We start from the raw sequence: 24,445 nt of genomic DNA, 5'->3' as shown, positions 1-24,445 counted from the left end.
CCCAGCAGGCCCCGCGAACCATCGCGGGGCCTGCTGGCGTTTCCGACTGTTCTGACCGGCCCTGGCCCACCGGCCCCTGACTGGTTCAGCACCGAGCAGGCGCGCGGCGCGGCCACGGCGACCGCCGGCCAACCACAGTGGGTTTGGAGCCTGGCGCAGCGGGTAGCCACCCTGCGCCGCCGCCTCCGGGGTGACGGCCTTCCTCTCCGGTCGGTCGAGCAGCGCGCTGACCCTTCCTCCGACGCCGGTCGTCGGCTGATCTGTAAGGGCAGTCATGGCTGATTCGCCATCTCCAGTTCCGACCCTGGGGGTCGAGGAGGAGTTCCTGCTCGTCGACCCCCACTCCGCCGCACCGATGCCGGCCGGGCCGGCGGTCATCCACGCCGCGGCTCACTTCGGCGCCGACCTGCGACCCGAGCTGACCCGGGCACAGGTCGAGAGCAACACACCCGTCTGCACGGGCATGCGCGACGTGCGGGCGCACCTGCTGAGGGCCAGGGCGACCGCCGCGGCGGCGGCCCTGCAAACGGGCAGCCAGCTCGTCGCGACCGGCGTTCCCCTGGCCGAGCACACCGACCCCCCGGTGACCGACGACGAGCGCTACCGCCGGATCGGCGCCGAGTTCGGCCTGCTCGCCGCCGAGCACGACGTGTGTGGCTGCCACGTCCACGTCGCCGTGCCGGATCGCGACAGCGCTGTGCGGGTGGGGAACCACCTGCGCTCCTGGCTGCCCACCCTGCTCGCGCTCACCGCGAACTCCCCTATCCACCGCGGCCTCGACACCGGGTACGCGAGCTGGCGTGCCGTCCTGTGTGGACGGTGGCCCTGCTCTGGCGCCCCGCCGCACTTCGGTTCCGCGGCCGACTACGACGCGGCTGTCGACACCCTGGTCCGCACCGGCGCCGTCGTGGACCGGGCGATGATCTACCGGGACGTGCGTCCCTCGGAGCACCTGCCGACGGTCGAGGTCCGGGTCAGCGACGTTCCTGCCACTGTGGACGGTTCCGTGCTGCTCGCCGCGCTGGTCCGGGCGCTGGTGATGACCGGCCTCGACGCGGAGGCCACCGGCAGACCGGCACGAGCGGTCGCTGTCGAGGTGCTGCGGGCCGCGTACTGGCGCGCCGCACGTGACGGCATCACCGGCAAGGGCGTCGACGTCGCCACTGGACGCCTCGCTCCCGCCGTCGAGCTGGCGCGAAAGCTGGTGCACCACGTCGAACCCGCGCTGCGACGCACCGGTGAGGTGAGCTGCGCGCGGTGCGGCAGCTTCTGGCCAGGACGTTCCGCGACGGCAACGGGGCAGTGCTGCAACGTGCGGCCTTCCGGCGTCGCGGGCGGCTCACCGACGTCATCGCCGAGCTCAGCCGCTACACCCTTCAGGACTGCCGCCCGTCCAACGTGGCGTGAGAGTCGATCAGCCCGATTTCGCTGTGCGGTTGTGCTCCTCGACGAACAGCTCGAAGTTGCAGTACAGCTCCGACCCGATCTCCGAACGGCAGGTCATGATGTACGTGCGACAGATGGTGAAGCAGCGCGCCATCGTGCCGCCGCGCAGTGTCCGCACCAGCGGCGTGTCGATGAAGCCGCGAAGGGCCAGCGTCGCGAGGAACTCGTAGTAGTCGAGCATCGCGATCACGTGGACCAGCTCGTCCGACGGCGGGTTGGCGGCCAGCTCCTGCCGGGAGCCGATCCGGGCGGCCATCCACATGTCGGCGGTCTTGAGCGACTCGGAACTCTGGAAGTTGGTCAGCAGCCCGACGGTGTACTGCCGGCGCTGTGCCTGACGCAGCTGCAACACCGACGCGGCCCCGAAGACGACGGCCACGAGCACGGACGCCGCGGTCTCGTTGATCACGTCGCCGATGCTCAGGAACGCGAACACCGAGATCGCGATCGCCGCCGCGACGGTCGCCTGGACCAGGAGCCGCACCAGCGGGTGGGCGAGGCTCCAGCGGAACCGGATCCGGCGTACCCTGTCTCCGCGCCTCATCGCTTCCTCTGTTCGAGTCGCCGCTGGAGCTCCCGCAGCCGCACCAGCTCCGCGATCGGCTCCGGCGCGTCGTCCACCCGAAGGTCCATGCGCACCCGGGTCCCGTGCGCGATCCCCTCGGGCCCGACGACGTAGATCGCGGCACTCTGCCGACCCCGCCGGTCACCGCCCGCCGCGTCCCCGGCGGCCAGCGTGGCCAGCAGCCGGTCGACCAGACCGGTCCGCTCCGAGAGCCAGGTCCGTTCCATCGCGTCGAGCACCTCGGGACCGACCAGCAGGTTGCCCTGGATCGCGTAGCCCTCGCCGACCCGGGAGTCCGCGAACGCCCCGCACTGCCCCCCGGTCCACGCGGCGGCGACCCCGTCGCGGTCGACCACCCCGAGCTGCCTCTCCTCGCGCCGGTCGTCGCCCTTCACCAGGGTGTCGACAACCTCCTGGGCGCCCCGGCCCTCCCGCAGCGACGCGAGCCCTTCGGCACGGTAGGCCATGTTGGTCAGGGCCTGGGTCGCCAACGCCCCGACGCCGAACTCGGCGGCCGGCACCATCGCCCCCACCGCCAGGAACCTGGTGGCCACCGCGACACCCCAGGACTCCTCCGCACCACTGAACCCGACGACAGAGAACGTCACCGGCCAACCATAGGATGTCGAGCGCCCACCCCGCCTGCGAACCCAACGACTGATCAACAGTCGCCTCCGGCGCTAGACAGCCAGGCAGTTGAGGCGGACCGGTTCGCCGAGGAGAGCGTCTCGGACGCCGTCGTAGGCGGTGCCGTCCAGGGCGAGGCCGACGTGGGCGACAACCCTGGCCGGGCACTGGGACTGGATCAGGACGTTGGTCGCACCGTCGGCGAGGGCGGCGTTCTGGACCGGGCGGACCAGCTCGTCCAGGGCGGTGAACAGGTTCGTGTAGCGCACGTTCCCCACCGTGTCGTCGCCGGCGTTGAGGCGGGCCAGGAAGTCCGAACCCAGTGCCATCTGCTCGCAGGCGACCACCCCAAGACACGTTCCGAGGCCGAAGAAGTCCGCGATGTTCGCCACCGCCGTGCCGTAGTGCGGCGCCCCGAGGCTGACCAGACTGTCCACCACCGCACTGCCGCCCTCGAACCTGATGAACTGGCGCCCCACCAACCCACCCTGGGAGTGTCCGACCAGGTCCACCCGCGAGGCGCCGGTGCGGGCCAGCACGCCGTCGACGAACGTGTCCAGCGCCCGCGCGGAGTTCGCTATGTCGCCGGTGCCCAGGGCGGGCAGCTCGAAGACGAACGCCTGCGCCCCGCCGGCCCGCACCCGGGCGGCCAGGGGCTCGTAGAAGAACGCGGGGCCGAACGTGCCGGCGACGACCACCACGGGGTCGCGCGGCGGGGCGGCCGCGGCGCTTGGGGAGGCCACGAGCGCGAACAGTGAGACGATCAGCGCGGAGAGTGAGCAGCGCAGGGTGAGCCGGAGACGACGCGTCATCGAGTCCTCCAGAGTGTGGGGTGGTGCAGCTCACACTAACCTACTCTGGAGTAGAAATGGGTCGGCCCCCGAGGCGAACCTCGGGGGCCGACGTCAACGGGACGACCAGGCTCAGGCTCCGCCGCCGCCCGGCTGAACCACGCCGTTCACCGTGAGGGTGTACGGCGCGTACTGCTGCACCAGCTCCGTCGGATCGTCGTAGGACACGGTCACGACGACCTTCGGGAACAGGTTGAACACCAGGGTCTGCAGCGCGCCGAGCCGAACCGAGTTGCGGCCGTTGAACTCGGCCTGCAGCCCGATCTGGTTCCGCTCGTCGAAGCCGATGACCTTGAGGTTCCAGTTGTGCACCTCGGCCGGGTTGATCTCGGTCGGCGAGTCGAACGGCTCCAGGCTCGAGCCGTCGCTCACGACGGTCGCGCCGACGGTGACGTCATCCACCAGGATGCCGCCCTCGTTGACGCCGCCGTCGCTGACGTACTGCAGACCGAGCAGCACCGTCTGCCCGGCGTAGGCCGACAGGTCGAACGAGTGCGGCTCGAACCCTTCGGTGGTGCCGTTTAGCGACGGACCCAGCGGGCCCTCCACCGTCCGGTCACCGGCGATCGGGGTGTAGGTCTCGCCGCCGTCGGTCGACACGACCACGTAGCCGTAGTCGTAGCCGAGCTCCGCGCCGTACTTCGCCTGGAAGCGCAGCGTCGGATCCGTCGTCGGCACGGCCACCTCGGTCACCGCCGTGGCGTTGATGTTGTTGCCGTTGCCCGACCACAGCACCGGGTCACCGGGGCTGTCCGGGTCGTCGGACACCGTCGTCCACTCCAGCGGGAGCGGGGGCAGCGTCGCGGCGCCCTGGAAGGTCAACGACCGCAGCTCCGAACCACGCAGCACCTGGCCGTTGGCCCGCCGGGGCTGGACGTAGTCAGCACCGTTGGGCGCGGCACCCGGGTCGTCGTTGGCCTGCGGGTTGGCCAGGTTGACCGTGGAGCGCAGGCTCGGCGTGGTCACCCTGCCCTTCGGCACGCCGAGCATGACGCCCCGACGTTCGCCGACGATCTTGTCCAGCAGCACCATCGACTGGTGGTCGTGCAGAACCTTGTACATGTCGGTGACGCCCTCGGCCTCCAGCGCGGCATCGAGGCTGGCCAGCCCCTGGTGCTCGCCGTCCCGGTGGAGCCGGGACATGAAGTCCGTGCCGTACCTGTCGTGCAGGAACTGCATCAGCGAGTAGGCGTGCCCGTAGTCGGCGAGTACCGCGTTCGGGTTCCCCTCGCCCCACAGGTTCAGCGAGTTCTCCGGCCCGCCGCAGTCCCGTGGGTTGGTGTTGTACGGCGTCTCCACCGGGCCGAAGCCCTGGAAGCAGTACAGGTGGCTGTCCCCGCCCTTGTCGAACACGGTCAGCCGGGGGTCGACGTAGCCCGTGAGGCTCTGGGCGAAGTCGGAGAGACCCTCGTTGATCCAGTTCCCCTCGAACGGGTCGGTGTAGTACATCAGCAGGTGCTGCCACTCGTGCGCGAACGTGCCCTCGTAGAGGCGCGGCCGTGCCGGGCGGCTGGTGCACAGGTCGTCGGTCGGCTCGTCCGCCGGGTCGGCCCCGGTGCGGTGTGCCCAGTCGAACGCGTCGATGGTCATCACGTTGCGGTCGAGCAGCTCGTTGAACTGCGCGGAGAAGAAGCCCGCGATGTAGGTGGGCGCGGCCGGGAACTCGTAGTAGTTGTCGTCCCGGACGTTGTCGATGAGTGCGACGGTCTTGTTGCCGTCACCGGTGAAGTCGCCCTCGATCGCGGCGTTCGTACCGTCGCGGTCCGGCGGCGTGGAGAAGGCCGCCGTCTCCTTCGGGTACATGTTGTTGTCGAACTCGCTGACCAGGTCCGCCACCTGGGCGTCGGTGACCTCGGTCGAGTTGGGGATCTGCCGGCGGCAGTCCCCCTCCGGGAACGCGATGTCGTTCGCGACCCAGACCTCGATGTTGTTCCCGACACCACGCAGCGTGTAGTCCTTGCGGTAGAGCGTCCCGTTGAAGTCGTCCAGGCCGAGCCAGCCGCGGACGGTGCCGACCGGTGGGGTCGCCGCCGCCGCGGCCCGGCTCTTGGCCGACTTCGGTTGGTAGCTCGCGGGCGTCTCGACGGGCTTGCCGTCGAGGGTCAGCTGCTGGCGCGTCGGCTCCCTGGTGTCGTCGAACGGCGCCGCGGCCGGCTCCGCCCCGACCGTCGATGCCGGCAGCACCTGCACCAGGGGGACGAGCAGCACTGCCGCTGCGGCCGACGCTAATCGGCTACGTCGCATTGAATCCCTTTCCAATCCAGCGGCGCAGCACAGGGGAGTGGGCATGCGCGCGCGGGTCGTACCTGTTCGTACCGGATAGCTTCGGTCCACATGAGCCACTCGTTTCAGCAGTTCAGGCCGTTTCTCTGAACGTTTTTCCCACTTTTGGCGAGTGGCGGACAGAATTGCTCCGTTCGGCGGTGTCCCCCCGACGATCGTCGGGGGCCAGCCGGTGCAGCGCCGGGGACCACGCTCAGCGGCGGCCGGTCCAGTGGTTGGCCTGCACCACCAGCCGCGGCGGGCTCCAGGCCGCCTCGTCCAGCGCCGTCACCGCGAGAGCGAGGGTGTTGGCGCCCCGTTCCCGCAGCAGCCCGGCCGGCAGCACGAACTCCCGCTGGGGACCGAGGTCGGCGGTGTGGCGCCCGACCTGCCAGCCGTTGAGGTAGATCTGCACCCGATACGGGCCGGTCCCGTCGAACCGCAGGCCAAGCGGAACGTCCTGGTCGCGGGGCAGGTCGAGGCGGAAGTCGGTCCGGTACCAGGACACCCCGGGGCCCGGCGGTCGGGGAGCGGCCCAGGACCCGCCGGCCTCGGGCAGGTGCCAGCCGTGCCGCTCTCCGTACAGGCCGCCGGTGTTCAGCGGACCTCGGACCGGATCGGCGCGTTCCCGGTGGGCGCCCTGCAACCGCCACCGCACCGTCGCCGTCGAACCCGGCAACGACGCCCCGACCAGCCCGCGGGGCTGCTTGAACCGGTTGTCGTCGGCCGTCCAGTCATCGTTGTGGCCCAGGTTCTCGACCAGCACCGAGATCACCCCGCGCTCACCCGGCGCCAGGGCCGGGAGCCGGAACGAGCCGGGACCGGGGTTCTGGTTCACCGGGGGCTCGGAGTCGGCCTGGACGCCGCCGCGGGCCGAACCGAGGTACCGCCCGTTGAACCACACCTGGTAGACGCCGTCGCGCCCGGTGATCGCGTTGAGGTCGACGGTGGTCTCGGTGCCGGTCGCCGTGAAGTGGCCGCGGTACCAGACCTGCCCGTAGTCGAAGCCGTAGTCGCCGGCGAACAGCACAGGCAGCGTCGTGGGCGGGAACGGGCTGACCGACGTGGTGCGGTCGGCGACCGTCCAGCGCGAGTCGTCGAAGTCCGGCCGGCTCTCCGGGGCCTCCGGGCGGTAGCGCCACCCGGAGAGCTTCGGCAGCCGCACCGGGGCGGGGCCGTGCAGGCGGCCGGCGAGTGACCCGCTCGTCGTCGGCCGCACCCGCACGGACTCGCCGCCGACGGTCAGCCGGCGGACGCTCCGGGGTGCGAACACCTCCACCTCGCCCGGGGCGGCGGTGTCCGCGCGCAGTGACAGCGTCGAGCCGCCGACCCGCGCGGAGCGGACCAGTTCGGTGCCGCGCACCAGGACCGGCCCGGCGTCGGTGTCCGTCCGCCAGAACTCCGCCGCGGTCTGGTCGGTGCCGAGCAGCAGCAGCATCGGCGGCCGCCCGCCGCCGCTGACGGCCACTCTGGCCAGTCCCGCGTGCGTGTAGTCCAGCCGAAGGTCACCGTCGCGCCAGCTGGTCCGCACCGAACCGGACAGCACCCGGACGCTCGGGCGGCTGGGGTAGCGCAGCACGGTCGCGCCGGGCTCGCCGGACCGGCCGTAGAGCAGCGCGACGTCCCGGCCGGCGATCCGCTCGTGGGTCATGATCTCCGAGCTGGACCACACCAGCCGCTGGCCGCCCAGGTCGTAGCCGGCGACGAGGATCTTCGCGTCCCGACCGGACACCCGCACCGGCACCTGGTACTCACCGTCCGGGGTGGACCAGTCCAGCGAAGTGTCCTCGGTGGTCGTCGAGGCCCGGTCGGCGTGGCGCACCAGGACGAACTGGGTGCGCGTGTCCGGGTTGGACCGGGCGAGCGTGCCGAGCGCGGGGTTGGCCGAGGCAGGAGCGTCGGCCGGGTCGGTCCTGGTGAGCGGGGCCACCGCGCGCACGAAGTAGCCCTGGCGTTTGAACTCGTCGTACTTCTCGGTCAGCTGGCGCGTCTCGGTGATCGCCGCGCCGTAGTCGTAGGAGGTGTAGACGTCGTTGGGCTGGCCGAGCCAACCCCAGTTGGTGCCGCCGAAGGCCATGTAGAAGCCGTGCATGGTCGCACCGCTCGCGATCAGGTTCGACTTGTAGAAGTACTTCATGAACGCGGGCCCGGTCAGCTCCCGGCACTTCTCGTACCCGGCGCGGTGCAGGTCGATCGCGCCGGCCTGGTACTCCGCGCCGTAGACCGGGGCGTTCTCGCTGAGCCGCTCGGTGACGCCCTCCCCCCACGGTCCCCAGACCTCGGGCGTCTGGCACTCGAACGACTGGGGGTAGTCGTCGACGCCCGGGATCTGGACCGCGCCGAGCCCGGAGGCCCAGGTGGGGGTCCAGGACGCGTCGCAGCACTGGTTGTGGGTGATCGGGACGTCGATCCCCGCCGCCCGCGCGGTGTCCTGGAGGTCCTGCATGTACGCCGCGTCGGTGTTGGCGGCATACTCGTTCTCCACGTTGTAGGCGATGACCGAGCCGCCCCGGGTCACCTGGTGGCGGGCGATGATCGGGTTGATGTGGTCAAGCCACTCGTGGTAGGCCTCGGTGTAGCCGGGGGCGCTGGAGCGGGCCCGGCCGGGCACCTGCTTGAGCCAGGCGGGGAAGCCGCCGCCGCTGGCCTCGGCGTTGATGTAGGGACCGGGCCGGACGACCGTGTAGAGGCCGAGCTCCTCGGTGAGGTCGAGCAGCCGGTCCACGTCCCGCACGCCGCTGAAGTCGTACTGTCCGGGTGCGGGGGAGTGGTAGGCCCAGTTGAAGTACAGGGAGACGCCGGTGAAGCCGGCGGCCCTGATCTTCTCCAGCACGTCCCGCCACAGCTGCTGGCTGGGCAGGCGGAAGTAGTGGAACTCGCCGCTCCACAGGAACACGCGCTCGCCGTCCACCTTCAGCGAGTAGCGGTCGTAGGTGACCTCGTGGCCCCGGTCGGGAGCCGCGGCGGCCGGTCGCGGCGCCGCCGGGAGGGCCGCGACCGTGGCGAAGGCCACGGCCGCGACCAGGAACGGCAGCAGTAGTCGGCGGATCGTCCAGCGCGACACGGTGTGCCTCCCTCTCCGCTATCTGAGGCTGAAGTGGTCGAGGCGAAGGTCCCCGGTGAACACCAGGTACACCGTCCGCCGGCCGTCCACGCGGCGCAGCGGCGCGGTCACCGTGGTGTAGGCGTAGCGGTCGCCGGTGGAGCGGACGGTCGCCGTGCCGAGCAGCGGCCCGGTCGGGCTGTCCAGGCGGACCTCGACACCGGCCGCGCCCGCCTGCTCCCGCGAGACCCGTGCGGTGAGCGCGCGCGGCCGGTCGAGGTCGGCGTCGGCGAAGGAGACCCAGTCGCCGCCGGACGCGCCGACCGCGTCACCGCGCTCCTTGGAGGTGTCGACCAGGTCGACACCGGCGTAGTCGTCGAAGTCGACCCCGCGGGTGGTCCGGTCCAGCTCACGCGGCGGGATCGCCTCGCCCCGCACCTGTACCGAACCCCGCTGCCGGATGTCGGCCGAGGAGCCGCCCACCAGGACGTCGTGCGTCGCCCGCTCGACGACCCAGCGGTTGCGCGTCACGTCCCAGTGGCCCAGCTCGCGGGCCGGCACGGTGAGCCGGACGGTTCTGCGCTGGCCTGGTTCCAGGCCGACCCGTTCGAACGCGCGCAGCTCCAGGTTCGGCTGCGGGTCGCGCGAGGCGCGCTGGTGGGTGTAGAGCTGGACGACCTCGTCCCCGGCGACCCGGCCGGTGTTGGTCACGTCCACGCTGACCCGCACCGTCCCGTTCGGACGGACCGAGTTCTCCACGCGGAGCCGGTCGTAGCGGAACGTGGTGTAGGACAGCCCGTGCCCGAAGGCGTAGAGCGGGTCGCCGTCGAAGTACTGGTAGGTGCGGCGGGCCTTGATGATGTCGTACTCGAGGATGCTCGGCAGGTCGGCGTCGGAGCGGTACCAGGTCTGGGTGAGCCGCCCGGCCGGGTTCACGTCGCCGAACAGGACGTCGGCGAGCGCGCGGCCGGTCTCCTGGCCGGCGTGGGTCGTCCACAGGATGGCCGGGACGTTGTCCTGCTCCCAGGTGAGCGTGGTGGGGTAGCTGTTCTCCACCACCACGACCGTGTTCGGGTTCGCCGCCCGCACCGCGCGGACCAGCTCGGCCTGGCTCTCGGCGAGCGCCATCGTGGTGCGGTCGTGGTCCTCGCGGCCGTTGATGAACGGCATGCTGCCGACCACCACGACCGCCGCGTCCGCTCCAGTCGCCGCGACGACCGCGCTGTCGACGCCGCTGACCAGCGTCTCCTTCGTGAAGCGGGCGGCCCCGGCGGCGTCGGGCGAGCCGAGGACCAGGGTGCCGTCGGCGGCCACGGTCAGGTAGTTGTTCGGGCCCTCCCAGTCGTTGACGGTCTCGTAGCCGACGTACTTGATCACCACGGTGCCGTCGCCGGCGTCCTCGAGGGAGAACTGCTGGTGGACGAACCAGTCCCGCGGCTGGGGGGCGCGGTTGACGAACGTGCTGGTGGGACCGAAGTCCGCGCGCTCGACGTACATCCCGTTCGCGACGCTGCGCAGGGTCAGCACGCCCTGCCCCCAGTCGAACACGTCGAACTGCTCGTTGTTCCCGGCGCTCGTGCCGGCCGCGGTGAGCGCCGCGCCCTCGGGCGCCGACCCCGCGGTGACGTACCGGCCGGTGTCGACCGAGCGCAGCGCGATGCGGTCGACGGCCTCGCCGCCGGTGACGGTGCCGGACTCGCCGAGCCGCTCGGTGATGCCCGCGCGCGGGGTGACCTGGTAGGGCATCCGGCCCGAGTACCAGTCGGTGTAGAGGGTGTCGGCGAGCGGCCCGACCACCGCGACGGTGCGGTCCCCGGCCGCCAGGGGCAGCGTGCCCTCGTTCTTCAGCAGCACCATGGCCTCGGCGGCCGCCTCGCGGGCGAGCCGCTGGTGCTCCGGGCTGTTCACCACGTCCATGGTGATTCCCGCGTACGGTCCGCCGTCCGGGTCGAACTCGCCGAGCCGGAACCGGATGCTCAGGATGTGCCGGACCGCGGTGTCCACGTCGGCCTCGGTGAGCAGGCCCCGCGACAGCGCGGTCCTGATCGCCTCGACGGTCGGGGTGGCGTTGGTGTTGTCGACGGTGAAGCTGTCCACACCGGCCTTGAGCGTGGCCGCGTCGGCCTCGGCGAGGGTGGGGTAGTAGGCCTGCGAGCCGACGAGGTTGTTGGGGCCTCCGGCGTCGGTGACGTTCATCAGCGTCTGGTCGGTCCAGGACCGGACCACGTCGTCGTGGTCGGCATGCGCGGTCATCGGGCGGCCGTTGACCAGGTTGTAGGCCGACATCACCCCGGTCGCCGCGTTGTTCGCGATGGCCGGTCGGAACGCCTGCTCGTCGTACTCGTGCTTCACCCGCGGGCGCAGGTTTGAGGAGGTGCGGTCCCGCCGGACCTCGTTGTTGTTGGCAAGGTAGTGCTTGAGCGTCGGCGCGGTCCTGAGGTGGTGCGGGTCGTCGCCACGCATGCCGCCCGCGTAGGCGGTGGAGATCACCCCGGTCAGGTGGGGGTCTTCGGAGTAGCCCTCCTCGTTGCGGCCCCACCGGGGGTCGCGCAGCAGGTTCACCACGGGCGCCCAGGTGTTCAGGCCCCACACGTCGGGGTCGGCCGAGTTGTAGCCGCGGGTCTCGTTGCCGACGACCGTGCCGACCCGCTCGATCAGGTCCCGGTCCCAGGTCGAGCCGAGCCCGACCGCCTGCGGGAACACCGTCGCGGTCGCGGTCCGCACCGCGCCAGGGTCCGGTGTGGAGTGGATGTCGGTGGACCAGGCCAGCCCGTGCAGTGCCTCGGTTCCGGTCTTGAACCGGCCGATGCCCAGGCGCGGGATCGGCGGCTGGTACTGGTGCAGCAGGGAGATCTTCTCGTCCAGCGTCAGTCGGCCGAGCAGGTCGTCGATCCGGCGCTCCAGCGGGAGGTCCGGGTCGCGGAAGGGGTAGTCGGTGCCCGCCGCGGCGGGCGCGGCGAGCGTCGTGGTGAGCAGCGCGGCGAGCAGGGGGACGGTGGTGCGCGGTCTGATCCGCATGAGCACTCCCGGGTGCTGTCGGAGGTGGTGGGTCAGAGGTGGACGGTGGCGGTGGAGCCGGTGACCTCCACGGGGTCGCGCCCGAACAGGCGTACCCGCCAGCGGGACGGAGCGTCGTCGACCTCGACGTGGACGGTGTCGCCGCGCCGGGTCGTGGTGAACGTGCAGGCGACCTCGCCGGTCGCCGTCGGGATGGTGGTGGCGACCGAGGCGCCGTCGGCGAGCTCGGTGACGAGCAGGGTGACGCCGTCGGCGTAGTCGTAGTCGGGCCGGTCCTCGACCGCGCCCAGCGGGATCACCGTGCCCGGCCGGACCAGCAGCGGCACGCTGTCGTACCCGTGCCGCTCGCGCACCCAGCGCGGCCCGCTGACCCGCTCACCGGTGCGCAGGTGGGTCCACTCGCCGTCGGGCACGTAGTAGTCGATGGTGCCGTCGGCGGTGAAGACCGGGGCGACCAGCAGGTCGTCGCCGAGCATGTACTGGCGGTCCAGGTAGGTGCAGGCCGGGTCGTCGGGGAACTCGACCACCATCGCCCGCATCACCGGGATCCCCTCCAGGTGCGCGATCCGCGCCGCCTGGTACAGGTAGGGCATCAGTGACGCCTTGAGCCTGGCGAAGGTGCGCAGGACGTCCACGGCCTCCTCGTCGAAGGCCCACGGCACCCGGTAGGAGTAGTTGGCGTGCAGCCGGCTGTGTGAGGAGAGCAGCCCGAACGGGATCCAACGCTTGAACAGCCCCGGGTCCGGGGTCCCCTCGAACCCGCCGATGTCGTGGCTCCAGAACCCGAAGCCCGACATGGTCAGCGAGAGCCCGCCGCGCAGCGACTCGGCCATCGACTCCCGGGTGGACAGGTTGTCCCCGCCCCAGTGCACGGGGAACTGCTGGGTGCCGACCGTGGCCGACCGGGCGAACACCACCGCGTCCCGCTCGCCCCGACGCTTGCGCAGCAGGTCGAAGACCGTGCGGTTGTACAGGTAGGTGTAGTAGTTGTGCATGAGGTGCGGGTCGGAGCCGTCGAAGTACACGACGTCGGTCGGAATCCGCTCACCGAAGTCCGACTTGAAGCAGTCGACGCCCATGTCCAGCAACGCGTCCAGTTTGGACGCGTACCACTCCCGGGCCTCGGGGTTGGTGAAGTCGACGACCGCGAGTCCGGGCTGCCACAGGTCCCACTGCCAGACGTCGCCGTTCTGCCTGCGCAGCAGGTAGCCGCGGGCCATGCCCTCGTCGAACAGCGGTGAGCGCTGGGCGATGTAGGGGTTGATCCACACGCACACCCGCAGCCCCCGGGCCTTGAGCCGGGCCAGCATCCCGCGCGGGTCGGGGAAGGTCTTCGGGTCCCACTCGAAGTCACACCAGCTCAGCTCGCGCATCCAGAAGCAGTCGAAGTGGAAGACCGACAGCGGCAGGTCCCGCTCGGCCATCCCCTCCACGAACGAGGTGACCGTGTCCTCGTCGTAGTCGGTGTTGAACGACGTGGAGAGCCAGAGGCCGAACGACCAGGCCGGCGGCAGGGCGGGCCGGCCGGTGAGCGCGGTGTACCGGGCGAGGATCTCCTTCGGGGAGGGGCCGTGGATGACGAAGTACCGCATCGACTGGGCCTCGACGGAGAACTGGACCCGGGACACGTCCTCCGAGCCGACCTCGAACGAGACCAGTCCGGGGTGGTCGACGAACACCCCGTAGCCGGCGTTGGTGAGGAAGAACGGGATGTTCTTGTACGCCTGCTCGCTGCTCGTGCCGCCGTCGGCGTTCCAGATGTCGACCACCTGGCCGTTCTTCACCAGGGGGCCGAACCGTTCGCCGAGCCCGTACACCGCGTCACCGACGCCGAGCGTGAGGCGTTCCCGCAGGTGGTGCCCGCCGTCCTCGGTGGACATGATGGCCATGTCCTCGGGCCCGCTGGTGGTGAGCACGCGGTCGCCGGTGGCGAACTCCACCCGCCAGGGTGCCTTGCGGCTCACCCGCACCGACAGGTCGCCCGAGGTGAGGGTTGCGGTGGTGTCGTCCACATGGGTCGAGTGGGTGGCCGTCGAGTCGGGGAACAGCTCGAAGCGAGGCGAGTTCGCCGCGGTGCCGGCGTGATGGGTGATCCGCACGCCGACCACGTCCGGCATCGGCGCGGTCAGGTCGACCGTCAGCACCGCGCCGCTCTGCAGGTCGTTCCGGGTGCGGACCGGGTAGGTCGGCGCGATGATCCGCAGCCCGTCGGCTGTCCGCGCGGCGTCGAGCACCTCGACGGGGTAGTCCGGGCGCACGCCCGGCCGCATCATCCAGTGTCCGTCGGTGAACTTCATTTGATCGCCCCCACCGCGATGCCCCGGGTCAGTGTCCGTTGGAAGATCAGGAAGAACACCACCGCCGGGAGGATGCCCAGCAGCGCCGAGGCGCTCTGCGCGGTGGCGTCCATGAGTCGTTGGCCCTGGAGCACGCCGAGCGCGACCGGGACCGTCTGGGTGTCGTTGGAGACCAGCATGATCATCGGGATGAAGAACTCGTTCCACGTCCAGATGAAGAAGAAGACCAGCAGCACCGACAGCGTCGGCCAGCTGATCGGCACCACCACCCGCCAGAGGACCTGCCACCGGCTGGCGCCGTCGATCTTCGCCGCCTCGATGATCTCGCGGGGGAACGTGGCCAGCACCGAGGTGAGCAGGTAGGTGCCGAACGCGCTCTGGATGGCGGTGAAGATGATGATCACGGCGAGCTGGGTGTCGTAGAGGCCGACCTGCTTGGCGAGGTAGTACAGCGGGTAGACCAGCGCCTCCTGCGGCATCAGGTTCGCCAGGAGGAAGATCGCGACGATCCACAGGCGACCCCTGATCCGCCCGATGCCGAGCGCGTAGGCGGTGAGCACCGAGACGGCGACCGCCAGCACGGCGACCGAGCCGGCGATGACCGTGCTGTTGGCGAGCTTGAGCCCGAAGTCCACCCGCTCCCAGAAGTTGGCTATTCCGTCGAGGTACAGGCCGTCGGGCAAGCCGAGCGGCCCCCGCGCCGCATACTCGGCCGGCGACTTCACCGCGTTCATGGCCACCAGCAGGAACGGGAACAGCGTGACGACCGCCGCAACCACGAGCACGACCAGCACGAGCTGCCGCTGTCCCGCCTCCCCGAATTTCTTCCTGTTGGCGGGCTTCGGTCGGGAGAGTGCCGCCTGGTCACGTACTTGTGGCTGGTTTGCGTCACGTTCCCCTGAGGTGACGGTTCGGTGGGTGGACGGATTGTGTCTCACAGCTGCTCCTTGCCGCGTTGGACGCGGAGGAACAGGAACGCCAGGCCCACGATGAGCACGGTCAGCAGGGTGGCGATCGCGGCGCCGTAGCCGACGTTGGCCTTCTCGAAGAAGTTCTGGAACGAGAAGTAGGCCGGCGTGTTCGTGGAACCACCCGGGCCGCCCCTGGTCAGGACGAAGATCTTGTCGAACGACTTGAGCGCGGCGATCGTGCAGGTCAGCAGCACGACGAAGATCTCCGGCCGGAGCTGCGGGATCGTGATCGACCAGGTTCGCTGCCACCACGAGGCGCCGTCGATCTCCGCCGCCTCGTACAGCTCGGGGTCGATCCGCTGGAGCCCGGCCATGAAGATAACCAGCGGGTAGCCGATCTGGATCCAGACCAGCACCGCCATCACCGACAGCAGCGCCGTCCGCTCGTCGCCCAGCCAGTTCTGGGTCCACGAGTCCAGCCCCACCGCCCGGAGCAACGCGTTGACCGAGCCGTACTCCGGGTGCAGGATCCAGCCCCACACCACGCCCGCGACGACGGCGGGGAGCACCTGCGGCAGGTAGAACGACGCGCGCAGCGCGCTGGTCGTCCCCTGCCCGAACCGCTTCGCCACGACGTCGAACAGTGCCGAGGCCAGCAGCAGGCCGAGGATGCTCGGCAGCACGGCCATGGCGACGATCAGCGCCAGGTTGTTGCCGAACGAGACCCAGAGCGTCTCGTCGGCGAACAGCTTGCGGTACTGCTCGAACCCCACCCAGTCCGGCGACCCCACACCCTGCCAGCGGGTGAAGCTGAGCCCGATGTTCATCGCCAGCGGGACCGCGATGACCGCGACGAACAGCACCGCGGCCGGCACGAGGTAGAGCAGGTAGCCGCCGCGCCGGCGGGCCGGTCGGGTCGCGGCCGGTGGTGGCGCGGTGGGCGGCGCCGTGGTCAGCAGGGCCATGACAAGACCTCAGGAGCCGACGTTCGCGAGGTTCTCCTCGTACGGCGCGGCCAGCTCGTCGAGGACCTCCTCCGGCGACGCGGTCCCGTTGATGAGCTTCTGGGTCGCCGACACCAGCACGTCGTAGTAGCCGGGCACCGGCCAGTCGGGGTAGTAGGCGAGCCCGTCCCGCTCGACGAGGGTCTGGTAGTTGTCGATCAGCGTCCGGTTCTTCTCGTCGCTGATCGCCTCGGTGTCGGCCGCGACCGGGACGCCGCCGGAGTTGCCGAGCAGGTCCTGGTTGGCCTTCTTCATCGTGATGTCGATGAAGTCGTAGGCCAGCTCCTTGTTCGGCGAGTTCTCCGGGACCACCCAGAGGTTCCCGCTGGAGCCGAGGGTGAAGTCGCTGGGGAACAGGAACGAGTCCCACTCGAAGGCCTTGATCTCGTTCTTGAGTCGGCCGTACCACCAGCTGCCCGAGATCATCATCGGGTAGTCGCCGGCCATGAAGGACAGTCCCATCCCCTCGGCGTCGATCCCGGTCGCGTCCTTGCTCAGGTAGCCGCGGTCCACCCAGTCGGCGAAGGTCTCCGCGCCGTAGGTCCACGCCTCGTCGTGGAAGTCCACGTCACCGGTGTAGCGGTGGAAGTCGTTGATCCATCCGCTGTCCGCCTTGGACAGGACGAGCTGGTAGAACAGCTGCTGGGCCGGGTACTCCTTGCCGCCGACGGCGAGCGGGGTGACTCCCTTGTCCACGAACGTGTCCATCGCGGACGTGAGTTGGTCCAAAGTGGTTGGTACCGCGACACCGTGCCGGGCGAACAGGTCCTTGTTGTAGTAGACCATCGCGTACTCGGCGTAGTTCGGCACGCCGACCCACTTCTCGCCGCCCATCACCCCGCGCTCGTCGTACTTGCACGTGGTCTGGAGGCTGGGGGAGAGCATGTCGTCCCAGCCGCGCTCGCTCGCCTCGGCCGACATGTCGGTGAGCAGCCCCTGCTTGGACAGCAGTCCCGCGGTGGCGTTGCCCTTGTTGTACTCCATGATGTCGGGTGCCTCGTCGGAGTTGAGCACCATCTGGGCGTTCTTCTGGATCTGCTCGAAGCCCTTCTCCTCGAACCGCACGGTGACGCCCTCGTGGGTCCGCTCGAACTCCTCGATCGCCTCGTTCCAGGCGATGCCCATCGCACTGTCCGGGCTCTCGTAGTGCCACAGGACGAGCTCGTCGTCGCCGCCCGCGTCCTCGGAGCCGCACGCCGTCAACAGCGTGGCCGACGTGACGAGCGCCACGCCGATCCTGCCTGGCTTGAACATCCTTGTTCCTCCAACCAGTGGGGTGGGTGCGTCGTCGAATCGCTTCGACGACGCACAGCCGGAGAGCGTGTTCAGTTGTGGTGGAGCTAGCCGGCGGGCGCCGTGCTCGCGCGCGGGGTGAGCCGGGCCTCGATCAGCGTTGCCTCGGGGACCGGGCGGCCGCCGAGCTTGGCCATCAACAGGCGGACCGCCTCCCGCCCGACCTCCTCGGCCGGAATGGACACCGAGGTCAGTGCGGGCATGGCGTGCTCGGCGAGCTCGTCAGGGCAGATCGCCACCATCGACAGGTCACCGGGGATGTCCCGGCCAGCCTCGCGGAACGCGGCCAGGAGCGGGCCGATGACCGGCTCGTTGTGGACGACGACAGCGGTCAGGTCGGGGTGCTCGCGCAGGAGGTCGGCCGCCACCCGCCGCGCCGCCGCGGGGTTGGCGTCGCAGGGGTGGACGCTGGCGGCGATCCCGTGCGCCCGCGCGGCCTCGGTGAACCCGTTCCTGGTCCGGGTCGCGAAGCCGGTGCCGCGGGCGTAGACCTCGGGCGGGGAGCCGACCAGGGCGACGCGTCGGTGCCCGAGCTCGGCCAGGTGGTCGACACAGGCGGCGCCGGCCGCGGTGAAGTCGAGGTCGATGCAGGTCAGGCCCTCCGCGTCGGCGGGGAAGCCGATCAGCACGGCCGGCAGGCGGAGGTCCCGCAGCACGGGCACCCGCTCGTCGCGCAGCTCAACGTCCATCACCATCACCGCGTCGACCAGCGAGGTGCCGGCCACCCGCCGCAGCCCCGCGACGCCCTCGTTCTGGGTCAGCAGCAGCACGTCGTGGTCGTGTTCGCGGGCCGTGGTGACGACCGAGGTGGCGAACTGCATGATCACCGGGACGTGGATGCCGGTGCGCAGTGGCACCACGAGCGCGACCACGTTGGACCGGTTGCTCGCCAGTGCCCGTGCCCCCGCGTGCGGCTGGTAGCCGAGGACCTCGATGCTGTGCAGGACGCGTTGCCTGGTCCGGTCGGTGATCGAGCGCTTGCCGCTCAGCACGTAGGAGACGGTGCTGGGCGCCACCCCCGCGTGCCGTGCCACGTCCTCGATCTTGGCCACGTCGCCGTCCCGGTTCCCGCGTCGTCGAATCGCTTCGACGCATGGTAGGCCACTTGACGGTAACTGGGAAGAACAGCGCTCGAACGGCTGTACGCGAGCCACCGTCCGTTCCGGGACCCTCACCTGTGGTTGTCCTTCTCATCCCTGCTCACTGCTGGAGGCACCACATGCGAACCCGTACCCTCCTCGCCGCGGCGGCGGCCGGCGTCCTGCTGGTCGGCCCGGTCCAGGCCACGAGCCTGGCCGAGCCCGCGGCGACCAACCCGGCGGCGACCCCGTCGGCACCCGTGTCCGCCGTTCTCGCCGCACCCGACATCCCGATCGCGAACGTCCGGGCACACCTCACCCAGCTCCAGACGATCGCCACCAACAACGGCGGCAACCGCGCCCACGGCAGACCCGGCTACCGCGCCTCGGTCGACTACATCCGGGCCCGGCTCGACGCCGCCGGATACACCACCACGCTCCAGTCGTTCACCTCCGGCGGGGCGACCGGCTACAACCTGCTGGCCGAGTGGCCCCGCGGGGACGCCAACAACGTGATCATGGCCGGCGGGCACCTGGACAGCGTCACCGCCGGTCCGGGCATCAACGACAACGGCTCGGGCTCGGCCGCGCTGCTCGAGGTCGCGCTGGCCGTGTCCCGCCAGAACCTCACCCCGACCAACCGGCTGCGGTTCGGCTGGTGGGGCGCGGAGGAGCGTGGGCTGGTCGGCTCGACCTACTACGTGAACAACCTGCCGAGCGCGGACCGGTCCCGGATCCGGGGCTACCTGAACTTCGACATGATCGGCTCGCCGAACCCCGGCTACTTCGTCTACTCGGCCAGCGGCCAGCCCAGCGGCTCGGCGGAGCTGCAGCGGGTGCTGGCGGCGCCGTTCGCCGCGATGGGCGTGCCGACCGAGCTCACCTCGGTGGGCGGGCGCTCGGACCACGCGGCGTTCGCCAGGGCGGGCATCCCCATCGGCGGCCTGTTCACCGGTGCCGAGGGCACCAAGACCAGCGCCCAGGCGCAGAAGTGGGGCGGCACCGCGGGGCAGGCCTACGACCGGTGCTACCACGCCTCCTGCGACACGACGAGCAACATCAACGCGACGGCGCTGGACCGCAACAGCGACGCGATCGCGCAGGCCGTCTGGACCCTGGTCGGCGGCTGAGGAGCTTCGGCCGCGCCGGCGCGGGTGTCGGCGCGGCCGGAACCCCTCACGTAGGGTGCAGCCGTGGATCACGCGTTCTGGCTGGACGCCCCCGGGCGGGGCGAGATCAGGCCCGTGGTCCTGCCCGAGCGCGGGCCGGACGAGGTGCTCGTGCGGACCCTGTACTCCGCGGTCAGCCGCGGCACCGAGACGCTGGTGTTCCGCGGCGAGGTGCCGGCGAGCCAGCACGAGGTCATGCGGGCGCCGTTCCAGGAGGGCGACTTCCCCGCCCCGGTCAAGTACGGCTACCTCAACGTCGGCGTGGTCGAGGACGGCCCGGACGAGCTGCGCGGCCGCACCGTCTTCTGCCTCTACCCGCACCAGACCCGCTACGTCGTGCCGGCGAGCTCAGTCACGGTCGTACCGGACGCGGTGCCGGCGTCGCGGGCGGTTCTCGCCGGCACGGTGGAGACCGCGGTCAACGCCGCCTGGGACGCCCGGCCGCTGGTCGGCGACCGGATCGCGGTGATCGGCGCCGGGATGGTCGGTGCCTCCGTGGCGAAGGTGCTCGCCGGCGTCCCGGCCGCCCGCGTGCAGCTGGTGGACATCGACCCGGCACGTGCCGCGCTCGCCGAGGCGCTCGGCGTCGAGTTCGCCACCCCGGAGGCCGCGCGCGGCGGCTGCGACCTCGTCGTGCACGCGAGCGCCTCGGAGGCGGGGCTCGTCCGGGCGCTGGAGCTGCTCGCGCCGGAGGGCGTGGTGGTGGAGCTGAGCTGGTACGGCGACCGGCGGGTCAGCGTGCCGCTGGGGGAGTGGTTCCACTCCCGGCGGCTGACCGTGCGCGGCAGCCAGGTGGGCATGGTCTCACCGGCCCAGCGCGGGCGTCGGGGCTACGCCGAGCGGCTCGCCGTCGCCATGGATCTCCTGGCCGACGAGGGTTTCGACGCCCTGGTCAGCGGGGAGTGCGAATTCACCGAACTGCCCTCGGTGTTGTCGAGGCTGAACAAGATTGAACTGTCCGCGCTCTGTGTCCGTGTTAGGTACGACAGCTACTGACACGACAGCACGGAGGCGCGGGTGTTCAGCCTCACCGTCCGGGACCACATGATGGTCGCGCACAGTTTCAACGGCGAGGTGTTCGGCCCCGCACAACGGTTGCACGGCGCCACCTTCGTCGTCGATGCCACCTTCCACCGGGCCGAGCTCGACCCGGACAACCTCGTGGTCGACATCGGACTCGCAAGCACGCAGCTCGCCGAGATCCTCGGCGAGCTCAACTACCGCAACCTCGACGAGGTGCCCGAGTTCGCGGGGGTCAACACCTCGACGGAGTTCCTGGCGAAGGTGGTCGCGGACCGCCTCGCCGAGCGGGTGCGGGCCGGCCGCCTGGGCGAGGGCGCCCGCGACCTGGCCGACATCGAGGTCACCCTGCGCGAGTCACACGTGGCCTGGGCGAGCTACCGGCGGGCCCTGTGACCGCGACCCCGACCGGCTCCGGCCCGGTCGTCGACCTCATCCTGCCCGCGGACGCCGGCGAGGTGTCCTTCGCCAGCGGGGGCAGCATCTACGACCAGCGGATGTGCGAGCTCCTCGGGCTGCGGGCGGTGCCGGTCTCCGGGGAGTGGCCGACGCCGGACACCGCCTCCCGGGTGGCCCTGGACCACGCGCTCGGCGCGGTGCCGGACGGGGCCGTCGTGCTGGTGGACGGCCTGGTCGCCTGCGGTGTGCCGGCCGTGGTGGTGCCGCACGCGCGGCGGCTGCGGCTGGCGGTGCTGCTGCACCTCCCGCTGGGCGACGAGACCGGCCTGCCGCTCGACCGCGCCGCCCACCTCGACGGCCTGGAGCGGGAGACGCTGCGCGAGGCGTTCGCCGTCATCGCGACGAGCCCCTGGGCCCAGCGCCGGCTGATCGGGCTGCACCGCCTCGAGGCCGACCGGGTCCACGTGGTCGAGCCCGGCACCGACCCCGCCCCGCGGGCGCGCGGCGGTGACGGCACCCGGCTGCTCTGCCCGGCCTCGGTGACCCCGCGCAAGGGCCAGGACCTCCTGGTCGAGGCGCTCGCCGAGGTAGCGGACCTGCCCTTCACCTGCGACCTGGTCGGCTCGGTGGACCGCGACCCGGAGTACGTGGACCGGGTGCGTCGGCTGGTCGCCGACCACGGCCTCGCCGACCGGGTGCGGCTCACCGGCCCGATGGCGCCGCTGCCGGACGCACGGCTCGCGGAGCTGTTCGACCGCGCCGACCTGGTCGTGCTGCCCTCGCGCCGGGAGACCTTCGGCATGGTCGTCACCGAGGCGCTGGCCCGGGCCGTCCCCGTGCTGACCACGGCGGTCGACGCGCTGCCGGAGACGCTCGGGCACAGTCCCGGCGGCGAGGTGCCCGGCATCCTCGTACCACCCGAGGACCCGCACGCCCTGGCCGAGGCGTTACGCCGCTGGCTCACCGAGCCCTGGCTGCGGGACCGCCTGCGCGCGGCCGCCGACAAGCGCGAGCTCGACGGCTGGGAGACGGCCGCGGCCCGGCTCTCCGCCGTGCTCGAGCGCCTGCGGGGTGAGGCCTGGTGACCACCACCCTGGACCCCACGATCCTGGAGCGCCCCCTCGACCGGTTCCCCGCCCCGGTGGCGGTGCCCGAGCCCTTGCCCGAGCCCCTGCCGGAGCCGGTCCGGGCCCGCCGGACGGTGAGCCGCAAGACCCTCTGGGCCTGGGGCAAGCTGCTGGTCGGCGTGGGCATCGTCGTCGCCGTCATGTGGAAGGTCGGTGCCAGCGGGTTCGCCGAGGGCCTTCGGGTGATCTCCCTCGTCGAGGTGCTGGCCGCCCTCGCCATCGGGCTCGCCACGACGGTGCTCTGCGCCTGGCGCTGGAGCCTGGTGGCCCGCCGGCTCGGCCTGCACCTGCCGCTGCGCCGGGCGGTCACCGACTACTACCGCGCGCTGTTCCTCAACGCGGTCCTGCCGGCCGGTGTCCTCGGCGACGTCCAGCGCGCCGTCCGCCACGGCAGGGAGGAGGGCGACCTCGGCGCCGGGGTGCGCGCGGTCGTCCTCGAACGGGTGGCCGGGCAGGCCGTCCTGATCGTGGCCGGCGTCGCGGTGCTGCTGGCGTCCCCCGCCCGCCAGGTGGGCCTGATCGTGCTGGCCGTCGCCGCGGTGGTCGTGCTGGCCTACCTCGCCGCCCGCCGCCTCACCGGGGCGCGGTCGCGCTGGCGCCGCGGCCTGGACGACATCCGCGCGGGGCTGCTGGCCCGGAACGCGTGGCCGGGCGTCGCGCTGCTCTCGGCGCTCGCGCTGGCCGGACACGTGACGCTGTTCCTGATCGCGATGCGGGCCGCGGGCGCGACCCAGTCGCCGGAGCAGCTGCTGCCGATCGTCGTCGTGGCGCTGCTCGCGATGGGCCTGCCGATCAACGTCGGGGGTTGGGGACCCCGGGAGGGTGTGACCGCGCTCATGTTCGCCGCGGCCGGCCTCGGTGCCGCGCAGGGGCTCACCGCCGCGGTGACATACGGTCTCTTGGGGCTGGTGGCGAGCCTGCCGGGCGCGCTGATGCTGGTCCGCCGACGGGAGAGGGTGGCATGACTGAGCTGGCAGACATCGAGCGGCAGGGGACGGAACGGGTCGGTGAGACCCGCCTGCCGACGCGGTACGGGGAGTTCCGCGCGATCGGGTACGTCGACGCGCAGGGCGACGAGCACATGGCGCTGGTACACGGCGACCTGACCGCGGTCGACAGCCCGTTGACCCGCGTGCATTCCGAGTGCCTCACCGGTGACGTGTTCGCCTCGACCCGCTGCGAGTGCGGGGAGCAGCTCGCCACGGCGCTGCACTGCATCGTCACCGAGGGCGCCGGCATGGTGATCTACCTCACGGGACACGAGGGCCGCGGGATCGGCCTGGTCGCCAAGCTGCAGGCGATGCGGCTGCAGGAGGACGGGCTGGACACCGTCGAGGCCAACGTTGCGCTCGGCCTGCCCATCGACGCGCGCAACTTCGACATCGCCGCGGACATCCTCGACGACCTCGGCGTCGGCTCGATCCGATTACTCTCCAACAACCCGCAGAAGGTGGAGTCGCTGCGGGCGAACGGCATCCGGATCACCGAGCGGGTACCGCTGCTGATCGAGCCGTCGCCGGACAACCTCGGCTACCTGAGCACCAAGCGCGAGCGGCTGGGCCACCACCTTCCTCACCTGTCCAACGCCGCCAGCACGCCGCCGAACGAGGTGACCAGGCTCGCGAGCGCGCCACGGCCCTTCTCGGCCGAGGCCAACGAGGGGCGGCCGACCACCCCGGACTCGGTGTAGGCGCCGAGACCGAGGGTGAGGAACCGCTCGCGGTCGTCGGCGAGGTGGTCGTGCTCGGCGTAGTCCGCGCCGACGAGCGCGGGGTGGGCGTGCAGCAGGATCGAGGTCTCGAGCTCGCCGGCGTGCATGTCGCTGACCGCGGTCAGCTCCACCCCGCCGGCGACGCGCGCCGCCGCCCAGTCGTTCTCGCTGGGGAACAGCGCCATGGACCGGCCGCGGACGCCGGCCTCCTGCACGACGTTGCCCAGCACGTAGTTGCCGCCGTGGCCGCTGACCAGCACGAGCCGCTCGACGCCGCTCGCGCGCAGCGACTCCGTGACGTCGGTGACCACCGCGTACAGGGTGGACGCCGAGATGCTGACCGTGCCCCGCCAGGCGGCGTGCTCGTGCGAGCAGGAGATGGTGATGGGCGGAAGCTGGAAGACCGGGTACGCCTCGCCGATCGCCCTGGCCACGGTCACCGCGATCACCGTGTCCGTCGCCAGCGGGAGGAATGCGCCGTGCTGCTCGAAGCTGCCCACCGGCAGCAGCGCCACCTCCGCCCCCCGTTCCCGCTCCTGCGCCGCGGTGGACATGGGCAGCAGGTAGTCGCCGTACCCGGTCATGTGGTCCCCTCTCTCCTCCGGTCGGGAACGACCGTACCG

At 71.3% G+C, this 24,445-nt stretch carries 19 protein-coding genes and 1 pseudogene; 8 read left to right on the top strand and 12 right to left on the bottom strand.

Going from position 1 to position 24,445, the window contains the following annotated elements:
* Window positions 1-274: 274 nt before the first annotated feature.
* Window positions 275-1,198 (top strand): annotated as a pseudogene (locus BU204_RS42260) (carboxylate-amine ligase); the annotation flags it as partial.
* A 59-nt stretch (window positions 1,199-1,257) separates the two neighbouring features.
* Entirely contained in the window at window positions 1,258-1,407 is a 150-nt protein-coding gene (locus BU204_RS41240) for a hypothetical protein (RefSeq protein ID WP_233160144.1), read from the top strand.
* 7 nt (window positions 1,408-1,414) lie between these two features.
* Here BU204_RS41240 and BU204_RS13040 read toward each other — a convergent pair whose 3' ends face one another.
* The 11 genes from BU204_RS13040 to BU204_RS12990 form a co-directional block, all read right to left on the bottom strand.
* Entirely contained in the window at window positions 1,415-1,990 is a 576-nt protein-coding gene (locus BU204_RS13040; RefSeq protein WP_075125909.1) for a DUF4760 domain-containing protein, read from the bottom strand.
* The gene (locus BU204_RS13035; protein ID WP_075125908.1) at window positions 1,987-2,619 is read right to left on the bottom strand and encodes a DUF1028 domain-containing protein; all 633 of its coding nucleotides are present in this window, start codon (window positions 2,617-2,619) and stop codon (window positions 1,987-1,989) included. The genes BU204_RS13040 and BU204_RS13035 overlap by 4 nt, the downstream gene beginning before the upstream one ends.
* Before the next feature lie 72 nt (window positions 2,620-2,691).
* On the bottom strand, window positions 2,692-3,450 hold the full coding sequence (locus tag BU204_RS13030; RefSeq protein ID WP_075125907.1) for an alpha/beta fold hydrolase: 759 nt from the start codon (window positions 3,448-3,450) through the stop codon (window positions 2,692-2,694).
* 111 nt (window positions 3,451-3,561) lie between these two features.
* Window positions 3,562-5,697, bottom strand: a complete 2,136-nt coding sequence (locus tag BU204_RS13025) for a M6 family metallopeptidase (protein ID WP_198942859.1) — start codon at window positions 5,695-5,697, stop codon at window positions 3,562-3,564.
* 268 nt (window positions 5,698-5,965) lie between these two features.
* Window positions 5,966-8,815, bottom strand: a complete 2,850-nt coding sequence (locus BU204_RS13020) for a beta-galactosidase (protein WP_198942858.1) — start codon at window positions 8,813-8,815, stop codon at window positions 5,966-5,968.
* Window positions 8,816-8,833: 18 nt separating this feature from the next.
* A complete protein-coding gene (locus tag BU204_RS13015; protein WP_198942857.1) occupies window positions 8,834-11,812 on the bottom strand; it encodes a glycoside hydrolase family 3 protein in 2,979 nt (992 codons plus the stop codon).
* A 32-nt stretch (window positions 11,813-11,844) separates the two neighbouring features.
* Entirely contained in the window at window positions 11,845-14,109 is a 2,265-nt protein-coding gene (gene yicI / locus BU204_RS13010; protein WP_075125906.1) for an alpha-xylosidase, read from the bottom strand.
* Entirely contained in the window at window positions 14,106-14,903 is a 798-nt protein-coding gene (locus BU204_RS13005) for a carbohydrate ABC transporter permease (protein WP_075125905.1), read from the bottom strand. The genes yicI and BU204_RS13005 overlap by 4 nt, the downstream gene beginning before the upstream one ends.
* Window positions 14,904-15,043: 140 nt before the next feature.
* Entirely contained in the window at window positions 15,044-15,985 is a 942-nt protein-coding gene (locus tag BU204_RS13000) for a carbohydrate ABC transporter permease (protein WP_075125904.1), read from the bottom strand.
* 9 nt (window positions 15,986-15,994) lie between these two features.
* Window positions 15,995-17,278 (bottom strand): ABC transporter substrate-binding protein, encoded by a 1,284-nt coding sequence (locus BU204_RS12995; RefSeq protein WP_075125903.1) that lies wholly within the window; start codon window positions 17,276-17,278, stop codon window positions 15,995-15,997.
* Between the two features lie 86 nt (window positions 17,279-17,364).
* Window positions 17,365-18,369, bottom strand: a complete 1,005-nt coding sequence (locus BU204_RS12990) for a LacI family DNA-binding transcriptional regulator (protein WP_075125902.1) — start codon at window positions 18,367-18,369, stop codon at window positions 17,365-17,367.
* Between the two features lie 167 nt (window positions 18,370-18,536).
* On the opposite strand from BU204_RS12990, the gene BU204_RS12985 reads away from it, so the two are divergent.
* The 6 genes from BU204_RS12985 to ribA all read left to right on the top strand — a co-directional run bounded on the left by BU204_RS12985 (window position 18,537) and on the right by ribA (window position 23,801).
* Complete coding sequence (locus BU204_RS12985; RefSeq protein WP_075125901.1) at window positions 18,537-19,526, top strand: M28 family metallopeptidase; 990 nt, start codon at window positions 18,537-18,539, stop codon at window positions 19,524-19,526.
* 63 nt (window positions 19,527-19,589) lie between these two features.
* Window positions 19,590-20,561 carry a zinc-dependent alcohol dehydrogenase gene (locus BU204_RS12980; RefSeq protein ID WP_075125900.1) on the top strand — a complete coding sequence of 324 codons (972 nt, stop codon included), beginning with the start codon at window positions 19,590-19,592 and terminating at the stop codon, window positions 20,559-20,561.
* A gap of 21 nt (window positions 20,562-20,582) precedes the next feature.
* The gene (locus BU204_RS12975) at window positions 20,583-20,981 is read left to right on the top strand and encodes a 6-pyruvoyl trahydropterin synthase family protein (protein WP_075125899.1); all 399 of its coding nucleotides are present in this window, start codon (window positions 20,583-20,585) and stop codon (window positions 20,979-20,981) included.
* Entirely contained in the window at window positions 20,978-22,069 is a 1,092-nt protein-coding gene (locus BU204_RS12970; RefSeq protein ID WP_075125898.1) for a glycosyltransferase family 4 protein, read from the top strand. The genes BU204_RS12975 and BU204_RS12970 overlap by 4 nt, the downstream gene beginning before the upstream one ends.
* The gene (locus tag BU204_RS12965) at window positions 22,066-23,076 is read left to right on the top strand and encodes a lysylphosphatidylglycerol synthase transmembrane domain-containing protein (RefSeq protein WP_075125897.1); all 1,011 of its coding nucleotides are present in this window, start codon (window positions 22,066-22,068) and stop codon (window positions 23,074-23,076) included. Before BU204_RS12970 ends, BU204_RS12965 begins: the two co-directional genes overlap by 4 nt.
* Complete coding sequence (ribA, locus tag BU204_RS12960; RefSeq protein ID WP_075125896.1) at window positions 23,073-23,801, top strand: GTP cyclohydrolase II; 729 nt, start codon at window positions 23,073-23,075, stop codon at window positions 23,799-23,801. The genes BU204_RS12965 and ribA overlap by 4 nt, the downstream gene beginning before the upstream one ends.
* Here the strand turns inward: ribA and BU204_RS12955 are convergent.
* Window positions 23,684-24,406, bottom strand: a complete 723-nt coding sequence (locus tag BU204_RS12955) for a creatininase family protein (RefSeq protein ID WP_075125895.1) — start codon at window positions 24,404-24,406, stop codon at window positions 23,684-23,686. The two genes, ribA and BU204_RS12955, sit on opposite strands and share 118 nt — an antisense overlap.
* Between the last annotated feature and the right edge of the window lie 39 nt (window positions 24,407-24,445).

The organism is Actinophytocola xanthii (genome assembly GCF_001921205.1).
Classification (GTDB): domain Bacteria; phylum Actinomycetota; class Actinomycetes; order Mycobacteriales; family Pseudonocardiaceae; genus Actinophytocola; species Actinophytocola xanthii.
This window is presented reverse-complemented; position numbering and strand designations above follow the sequence as displayed.